The sequence below is a fragment of the Streptomyces sp. H27-D2 genome (assembly GCF_035828615.1).
Taxonomy (GTDB): domain Bacteria; phylum Actinomycetota; class Actinomycetes; order Streptomycetales; family Streptomycetaceae; genus Streptomyces.
The window spans coordinates 1-7,804 of sequence record NZ_JAYMZR010000133.1 but is presented as its reverse complement, the minus strand read 5'-3'; the positions used below and the strand labels follow the sequence as shown (position 1 = coordinate 7,804).

Here is a 7,804-nt window from a genome sequence, read left to right as displayed (position 1 = left end):
GCCCTCCGCCGGCTGAGCACCCCGTCCGCGAGCCCGTACGCCACGGCCTCATGCGCGGTGAAGACCTTGTCCCGGTCCATGTCCGCGCGGAGAGTCGCGACATCGTGGTGCGTATGCCGGGAGAGAACCTCCTCGACCTCGGACCGGATCCGGACCATCTCCTTGGCCTGAAGGCTGAGGTCCGAGACCGTCCCCTGCCGGCCGCCGGCCGCCGGCTGTCCCAGCAGCACCCGGGCGTGTTCGAGGACGAACCGCCGCCCGGGGTCTCCGCCGGCGAGGAGCACCGCTGCGGTCGAGGCCGCCTGCCCGACGCAGAACGTCGAGATCGGCGAGCCGACGAAGGTCATCGTGTCGTAGATCGCCATGAGCGAAGTGACCGAGCCGCCCGGCGAGTTGATGTAGATCGCGATCTCGCTGTCCGGGCTCGACGATTCGAGGTGCAGCAGCTGGGCGATGACGACGTTCGCGACGCCGTCGTCGATCTCGGTGCCGAGGAAGATGACCCGCTCGGACAGCAGCCGGCTGTAGATGTCGTACGCCCGCTCCCCCTGCGCGGTGCGCTCGACGACGGTCGGGATCGTGTACTGGCTCGTGGTCGGGATCGCGTACCGGCTCATGTCAGAGTCCCATCCGTCGCTGCGAACCGGCCGGGCGGACGTCGGCGAGCGACTCTACGACGCTGTCGACCATCCCGTACTCCCTCGCCTGCTCGGCCGTGAACCACCGGTCGCGGTCGCCGTCGCGGGAGATCGTCTCCTCGGTCTGGCCGGTGTGCTCGGCGGTGATCCGCTCGATGGCCTTCTTGGTGAACTCAAGGTTCTCGGCCTGGATCGCGATGTCGGCGGTGGTCCCGCCGATGCCGGCCGACGGCTGGTGCATCATGATCCGCGCGTTCGGCAGCGCATAGCGCTTGCCCGGCTCCCCCACGCTGAGCAGGAACTGCCCCATGCTCGCGGCGAATCCCATGGCGAGCGTCGAGACGTCGTTCGGGATCAGCCGCATCGTGTCGTAGATCGCCAGCCCCGCCGTCACCGACCCGCCCGGACTGTTGATGTAGAGGCTGATGTCGGTCCGCGAGTCCTCCGCCGACAGGAGCAGCAGCTGCGCGCAGACCCGGTTCGCGGAGACCTCGTCGACCTGGGTGCCGAGGAAGACGATCCGCTGCATGAGGAGCTGCGCGGCCAGGTGGTCGTCGAACCGCGTCGCGGGCGTGTCGTCCCCGGCGGCTCGCGGGTTCAGGGCTGGGTCCCAACCGGTGATGAGCGCTGTCATCGGTCCTCCTTGTGGTGAGGCGGCTGCGGTCGCCGCGATCTCCCCACTATCGGACCGATTGCGCTGCTGTATCAGGGTTGTTGGCCCGCAGCAGATTAGCTCTGGGCAGAGCGGGCGGCTCATGATTCCGGTCGCCGTGGGCAGCAGGAGCGGGCAGTCCCGGAAGCAGCGAAGGCGGACCTCCGCCGTCGGCCCGGACGAGCGGTTCGCCCGAGCCGCCGAGTCGTAGCCGTGGCCCACCGGATCGCACCGCTTCCTCTTCGTACAGTTACGGCCTCGCCGTTGTCCACGATGGAGCACGACCCCCCGCCGTTGACGATCTAGCGTCTCCGGAACCACCCGAGGCACCCCCGAGGCGAGGAGCGGCAACGTGAACTGGCTCATCCATGACTACCGCGAGGACGATCTGGCTTCGGTCGTCCATCTCATCGACACGACCGCGGGTCTCGGCCAGGAATCCGTCTTCTCTCTCGCCGAGTGCATCAGCGCCCTGACCTCCCGCCAGCCCGCCGTGGTCGCCGTCCACCGCGGCGAGCCGATCGGCGCGGCGCTCGCCCATGTGTCCGGCGGCCGGGCATGGGTGATGCGGATCGCCATCGCACCGGCCTGGCGCGGCCGGGGCCTGGCCAGCGCGCTGCTGATGGAGCTCGAACGCCGGCTGATCGAAGCCCGGGTGCGCCGCATCGCCTACGTACTGGCGGAGGAGGAGATGCTCGGCGAGGGGCTGCGGAAGGCCGGTTACACCCGGCGGCCCGCCGTCGCCTACTTCGAGAAGGCCGAACCGGCCACCGGCACCACGGCGAACCTGCTGGAGGACCTGGGCGGCCGGGTGCTGTCCGGTGACCTGTGGGCCAAGGTCGCCGGCATGGAGGCGGAGAAGAACCTGATCGAGCGCCGCATCGTGCTGCCGCTGGCCGAACCCGAGCGTGCCGCCCGGCACGGGGTCATCCCGCCGCGCGCCATCACCCTGTTCGGCCCGCCCGGAACCGGAAAGACCACCTTCGCCCGAGCCATCGCCTCCCGCCTCGGCTGGCCCTTCGTCGAACTGCTGCCGTCCCGCCTGGCGGACGAGGGCAATCTCGCCGCCGCACTGCGCACAGCCTTCGCCCGGATCGCGGAACTGGAACGGGTGCTGGTCTTCATCGACGAGGTCGAGGAGATCGCCCCCGTACGCGGCGAACGCGCGGAGCCCGGCATGCACGGCGTCACCAATGAACTCCTCAAGCTCATCCCCGGCTTCCGCGAGCGCGACGAACGGCTGCTGGTGTGCGCCACCAACTCCATCCGCTCCCTCGACCCGGCCTTCCTGCGCCCCGGCCGGTTCGACTACCTGGTCCCCATCGGCACCCCGGACGAGGCCGCCCGTTCGGCGATCTGGTCGCGGCACTCCGCCCAGCGCGACGACGTCGACCTTGACGCCCTGGTCGCGGCGAGCGAGCTGTTCACCCCGGCCGACATCGAACACGCGGCCCGCGTCGCCGCCCAGACCGCCTTCGAACGCGACCTCGCCGACGCGGGCGCGAGCACCGACGACTACCTCGCCGCCCTCCGCCAGTGCCGCCCGACGGTGACCCCGGCCGTCATCGCCGAGTTCACCGCCGACATCACCACGCACGCGCGGGTCTGAGGCCGGCCCCCGGACGAGGCGAGGCGGTTCAGCCCTTCGGCGGGGCTGAGTCGCCCTCCTCCCGGTCGTCACGGTCGTCACGGTCGTCACGGTCGTCACGGTCGTCACAGTCGCGAGCCGAGAGGCGGGCACCCCGGCTCCGCGCGATCCGGTGCACGTCGCGCAGCGCCTCAGCCATCCGAGCTGCGAGGAACCGGAACTGCACAGCGGTGACCTGACGGTCGTCGAGCATGTCGGCGGCGTGGTCGAGCAGTTCGACGGCCATCCCGAGCTGCACGCTCTCGATGGTGTCGGCGGTGCGCGAGACGTATCCCGTCCCGCCGCCGATGAGGTAGCAGGGCTTGCCCTCCGGGCCGATCCACGGAAGCAGTCGCGCCCCGTCGAGGGTGTGCTCGTTCACGCGGTCACCTCCATGCCGTGGATCAGGCGTGGCCCGACGTCGATGCCATGCACGGCACACCACAGCGCGCGCCGCCGCGCCCGTTGGCGACGGGCTTCCTCCCGCCGCTCGCGGGCGACGCGGTACGGGCCGGCGGGAAGCCGCCAGGGGGCGGGGCGCAGGAACCGCAGCAGCGGCTCGAAGATGCGGGTGATGTGGTGCGGCACGTCGTCAACTCCGTTGAGGTTGATGGGCAGACCCCCGGGCCGTCGCCGGCAGCCGCGAGGATCCGTCATCTGCGGCCGGCCAACGCGGCCGGGCCCATCGCGACGACAGCGGTCGACGCCGGAACATCGCTGTGTAGCGATCCACTCACAGAGTGAGACGGGTAGAGCTAGGCTCGCCAGGGGATAGCAGGTGACAGAGCCTTTGTCGCACGGGAGTTGACGATGAGCAGCACCTATGGGGATTGGTTCAAGGCGCAGCGCGAGGCCGCGGGGCTGACGCAGCAGAAGTTGGCCGAAGCGGCGATCATGACCCGCTCGCACATCGCACACATCGAGACGGGACGTCGCACCCCGTCCAAGGAGGACGCGCGGCGGCTGGACAGGGCCCTGAACACGGGGGATGTGCTGAGCAGTTTCCTGCCAGGCGACGACCGCACAGTGGCCGAGCACTTCGAGACGGCCCGGCAACTCGAACAGCAAGCCACGATGATCCGGGAGTACGCCCAGACATTCGTACCAGGCATCCTCCAGACAGAGCGATACGCGCATGAGGTTCTGAGCTCAGCGTTCCCTCAGCCGACGCCCTCGGAGCGTGACAAGAACGTCGTCACACGGCTGGAGCGCGCGAAGATCCTCAACGATTCACAGAACCCCGTAGTGTGGGCACTGCTTGACGAAGCGGTACTCCGTCGTCCTGTAGGCGGGCCGGAAGTCATGGCCGAGCAAATCGCACATCTCATTAAGTTGATGGAAAACGGGCGCATTCGTGTACACGTGCTCCCGTACACGCTGGGCGTGCACAACCTGATGGGGGCCATGCTCACGCTGATGTGGTTCGAGGATCAGCCACCTGCGGCATACAGCGAGGGAACCGCTACAGGGAAACTCTTCGACTCCCCTTCCTTGGTAGAGGTGTTGCAGAGTCGCTACGATCTCGCATTGAGTGACGCTTTGCCGCTGAAAGAGTCGCTGGCTTTCTTGAGAGCAACAGTTAAGGAATACCAACACCATGACTGAGCGCACCATCCCCGACGCGTCCGCCTTGATTGGGTGGCGCAAGTCGTCCCACAGCAACAACGACAGCGCAAGCTGCGTCGAAGTCCTGGACGGCCACCCGTCAGGCGTCCCGGTCCGCGACTCCAAGGCCCCGCACGGACCTGCGTTGATCTTCCCGGCGGCCGGCTGGTCATCGTTCGTCGCAGCCGTCAAGGGCGGGGCCATGCCCACCGGATAGGTCACGCGATGACGTTCTCCAGCGTATCCAGCCAGACGCGCTGGCCGACGTGGGTGACGCTCAGCCCGGCGCGGTCGCGCTCCGGTCGGCCGCGCTGCGCCCAGAGCCGGTAGGACCGCTCCGCCTCGTCCCACAACCGGCGCGGGCCGTACTGGCTGATCACGTACTCCCCGTCTCCGGGAACGTAGTCCGCGGCGGCCCAGGACTTCTGGTCGTCCGCGAGGAGCCAGAGGGTCGATTCGCCGCTGTCGTCGGGGGCTTGGACCAGCAGGTGCCACGCGTCCAGCACGTCCAGGCCGACGTAGAACAGGGCGTCGGCGTCCCCCGCGACGGCCAACGGCGACAGGCCGCTGCGGGCCTGCGGCTCCTCGCCCTGGTGGTGCAGGAAGTCGCGCAGGTAGCCGCGGGCGGGCCGGCTGGAGCGGGTCCGCATGAAGGCGGGGTAGCCGTGGAACGCGGTGGCCGACCGGTGGGTGAGCTTCACCGTCGCGCGGTTCCCGCCCTCCTCGACGACCTCCGCCCCGGTGATCCCCAGATCGGCGACCTTCAGCAGCTCATTGATACGGCGCGCGCGGCTGCCGGAGAGCTCCTTCGTGGTGAATGCCTCACGCTGCGCCCGCTCGTCCTCCGGGTTGATGAGCCACAGATTGCGGCGGGACCAGTGGAAGAGCGGGGAGAGCTGGGGATGGCTGTCCGTGCCGGCCGTGGACAGGAGCAGGGCGTTCGGGCGGGTGCGGCGTGTCAGCTGAGCCCGGTCCTTGACCCGGCTCCCCGGCCATTCGTAGACCTCGGCGCGCGAGGCGTCGCGATCGAGCCACACCTGACGGTGGCCTCGGGGGTAGCTGTGCAGCCACTCCGCCTCGACACGCTCCGAGCCGAGCCGAGCTCGAAGCCGTACGTCCAGCGCACGCCGTCGATCACGAGATCCGCCTCGAAGAAACTCGGTTCGTCCTCCTCCTCGGCGGCCAGCGCGAACGGGACCCGCGCGGTGCCGTCGTACGACGCCCCACCGCGCGTAAGAGTTCAGGACCGCCTCGCGCATGTCGGTCAGGGCGGCCAGCACGTTCGACTTCCCCGACGCGTTGGCGCCGAAGATGCCGATAAGAGGGAACACGCCCGCGGACCGATCGCCGGCGAGCGTCAGCTCACGCATCGCGGTGCTGGACACGCCTTCGGGGACGACGAAGGACAGCTCTTGTTCGTCACGTAGTGACCGCACGTTCGCCGCGCGGAATCGGAGCAGCACACTGTCCCCCTTCCTGCTTCTGCGTGAGGGTAACTGTCCGCTCCCCTGACGGCTCGCTCAAGCGGCGATCACTGCCTTCGAGACCAATATCGGTCACGCTGGCAGCCGGCATGCTCAGCGGACGCGCTGATCCCACAGCCCTCAGTCGCAATGCCGCCCCACCACCAAGCTGTCGAACAGCAGCTTCCCGTCCTGTGAACCGGTCACCCGCACCACAGCGTCCTCGCCGGCGTCCTGGGGAGGGAGTTTGGTCGCTGCGATGTGGCACGGGATGTCGAGCTCCACGTATCCGTGGAAGGCGCTGCGCAGTTCGACCGGCAGCATGCGGTAGGGGGCGCAGACCGCCTGGGCCGCCTGGCGGGCGGCCTCCAGCAGCAGCATGGCGGGGACGTGATCGGTGGGGTGGTCGAACAGCACCGGATGGCTGGGGTCGGTCCGCAGGGTCCAGGTGTGGCCCCGGCGGGCGGGGGCCGGGCGGGGGATGCCGAGGACGACGTCCCGCTCGTCGAGCCGGCCCACGATCGCGGCCGGGACGGGTTCCGGCCGCGGTGGCAGCCCGTTCGGCCGCGCCTGCCGGCCGGCGTGCTCGGCCGTCCGGGCCTCGTCGGTCCGGGGGGCCTCGGCGGGGAGCCGCAACGCCACCCGGCCGGTGCCCACGAACTCGTCGCCCCGCAGCAGTTCGACCTCCAGGGTCATGCCGGTGAGCATGCCGTGCGGACTCTGGACGTCGGAGCCGGAGATCTCCAGTCGTATCTCAGCCGGACGGGGCCCCAGCAGAATCGCACTCGGGACGATGTCCAGGTCCAGCTCCGCCATGACCGGGTGCTGGTCCGCCGGTACGCCGTAGTAGGTCTGGCCGACCAGGACGGATGCCTGCCACAGCGTTTCCGCGGCGAGCAGTGGATCGTGCCAGGCCCCGGCTATCGGCGGGTAGAAGGTGTGTCCACGCGGCCACTGGGCGCCCAGCCGGAAGGTGTCAGGGCCCAGCCGGCGCCAGTCGGTGATCAGCACTTCGGCGACCGCGCTGCGGCCGACGAGGTGACGCGGGGCACTTCGGGCGAAGTGGATGTCGGCCTTGTCCGTGGCGTACTGCGGTACCAGGAGGGCGCGCGAAGGCTTGGTCACGGACACGCGGACTTGCCTTTCTGTGCTCGGCGGTGCGGTGCGCTGATCGGTCCGGGGCGGCGACCGGGCATACGACGGCGGGACGGTGGCCGTGCCCTGTCCCCGCCGTGGCCGCTTCCGCCGGGCGGCGCCCGGCGCGGCCCCGGGTCCGTCAGGCGCCGGCCACACCGGCCAGTTCCGTCAGCCGGCCGGCGTGGAACACGAGGGGGCCGGAGCCGTCGGTGAGAGCGCCCTCCGTCGCCTCGGCGATGACCAGTTCGTGGTCGCCCGCCGGGTGGATCGTGGTGATACGGCAGTCGAGCCAGCCGAGCCCGTCGGCCGGGATCGGGTGCCCGGCCCGGGTGAACGCCCATTCCCGGCCGGAGAACCGATCGACGCCCTTGGTGCTGAAGAGCTTGCACAGCTCCGCGTGCTGGTCACCGAGGATGGTGACGGCGAAGGAGCCCGCCTCGCGGATGTCCGGCCAGGTGGTCGAGGTGTACGCGGCGCACAGGGCGACCAGCGGGGGGTCGAGGGACACCGAGGTGAAGGAGTTGACGGCCATGCCCACGGTTCCGCGCCGGGTCTGCGCGGTGACCAGCACGACTCCTGTGGTGAACCGGCCGAGTATGTCTCGGAACGAGCGTTGCTCCAGCATCTGTTCTTCCGCTCAGGTGAAAGGGGATGAGGATCTGTGGGGGGAGGAGAGGATCTG

Annotated in this window: 10 protein-coding genes; 3 read left to right on the top strand and 7 right to left on the bottom strand. The window is 69.7% G+C overall.

Going from position 1 to position 7,804, the window contains the following annotated elements; genetic code table 11:
* Both QMK28_RS31300 and QMK28_RS31295 read right to left on the bottom strand, forming a co-directional pair.
* Window positions 1-617: ClpP family protease (locus QMK28_RS31300; RefSeq protein ID WP_326443078.1), on the bottom strand; the 617-nt coding region annotated here is incomplete at its 3' end.
* A 1-nt stretch (window position 618) separates the two neighbouring features.
* The gene (locus QMK28_RS31295; RefSeq protein ID WP_326443077.1) at window positions 619-1,272 is read right to left on the bottom strand and encodes a ClpP family protease; all 654 of its coding nucleotides are present in this window, start codon (window positions 1,270-1,272) and stop codon (window positions 619-621) included.
* A gap of 370 nt (window positions 1,273-1,642) precedes the next feature.
* Between QMK28_RS31295 and QMK28_RS31290 the strand changes: the two genes are divergently transcribed.
* Entirely contained in the window at window positions 1,643-2,899 is a 1,257-nt protein-coding gene (locus QMK28_RS31290; protein WP_326443076.1) for an ATP-binding protein, read from the top strand.
* Window positions 2,900-2,927: 28 nt separating this feature from the next.
* On the opposite strand, the gene QMK28_RS31285 is transcribed toward QMK28_RS31290, so the two are convergent.
* Window positions 2,928-3,299, bottom strand: a complete 372-nt coding sequence (locus tag QMK28_RS31285) for a hypothetical protein (protein WP_326443075.1) — start codon at window positions 3,297-3,299, stop codon at window positions 2,928-2,930.
* Window positions 3,296-3,505, bottom strand: coding sequence for a hypothetical protein (locus QMK28_RS31280; protein ID WP_326443074.1), 210 nt, complete (start codon window positions 3,503-3,505; stop codon window positions 3,296-3,298). Before QMK28_RS31280 ends, QMK28_RS31285 begins: the two co-directional genes overlap by 4 nt.
* Window positions 3,506-3,727: 222 nt before the next feature.
* Between QMK28_RS31280 and QMK28_RS31275 the strand changes: the two genes are divergently transcribed.
* Together QMK28_RS31275 and QMK28_RS31270 are read left to right on the top strand one after the other, a co-directional pair.
* Window positions 3,728-4,522: a helix-turn-helix domain-containing protein gene (locus tag QMK28_RS31275; RefSeq protein WP_326443073.1), complete on the top strand. Its 795-nt coding sequence runs from the start codon at window positions 3,728-3,730 to the stop codon at window positions 4,520-4,522.
* Window positions 4,515-4,739 (top strand): DUF397 domain-containing protein, encoded by a 225-nt coding sequence (locus tag QMK28_RS31270; protein WP_326443072.1) that lies wholly within the window; start codon window positions 4,515-4,517, stop codon window positions 4,737-4,739. Before QMK28_RS31275 ends, QMK28_RS31270 begins: the two co-directional genes overlap by 8 nt.
* A 1-nt stretch (window position 4,740) precedes the next feature.
* Here QMK28_RS31270 and QMK28_RS31265 read toward each other — a convergent pair whose 3' ends face one another.
* The 3 genes from QMK28_RS31265 to QMK28_RS31255 all read right to left on the bottom strand — a co-directional run bounded on the left by QMK28_RS31265 (window position 4,741) and on the right by QMK28_RS31255 (window position 7,747).
* A complete protein-coding gene (locus tag QMK28_RS31265; RefSeq protein ID WP_326443071.1) occupies window positions 4,741-5,985 on the bottom strand; it encodes an AAA family ATPase in 1,245 nt (414 codons plus the stop codon).
* 141 nt (window positions 5,986-6,126) lie between these two features.
* Complete coding sequence (locus QMK28_RS31260; protein WP_326443070.1) at window positions 6,127-7,116, bottom strand: ScbA/BarX family gamma-butyrolactone biosynthesis protein; 990 nt, start codon at window positions 7,114-7,116, stop codon at window positions 6,127-6,129.
* 145 nt (window positions 7,117-7,261) lie between these two features.
* Window positions 7,262-7,747: a flavin reductase family protein gene (locus QMK28_RS31255; protein WP_326443069.1), complete on the bottom strand. Its 486-nt coding sequence runs from the start codon at window positions 7,745-7,747 to the stop codon at window positions 7,262-7,264.
* Window positions 7,748-7,804 lie beyond the last annotated feature (57 nt).

Bases quoted from the DNA above. Each gene is read 5' to 3' on its own strand.
- QMK28_RS31295 (WP_326443077.1), bottom strand. From the start codon at position 1,272: ATGACAGCGCTCATCACCGGTTGGGACCCAGCCCTGAACCCGCGAGCC.
- QMK28_RS31275 (WP_326443073.1), top strand. From the start codon at position 3,728: ATGAGCAGCACCTATGGGGATTGGTTCAAGGCGCAGCGCGAGGCCGCG.
- QMK28_RS31270 (WP_326443072.1), top strand. From the start codon at position 4,515: ATGACTGAGCGCACCATCCCCGACGCGTCCGCCTTGATTGGGTGGCGC.
- QMK28_RS31255 (WP_326443069.1), bottom strand. From the start codon at position 7,747: ATGCTGGAGCAACGCTCGTTCCGAGACATACTCGGCCGGTTCACCACA.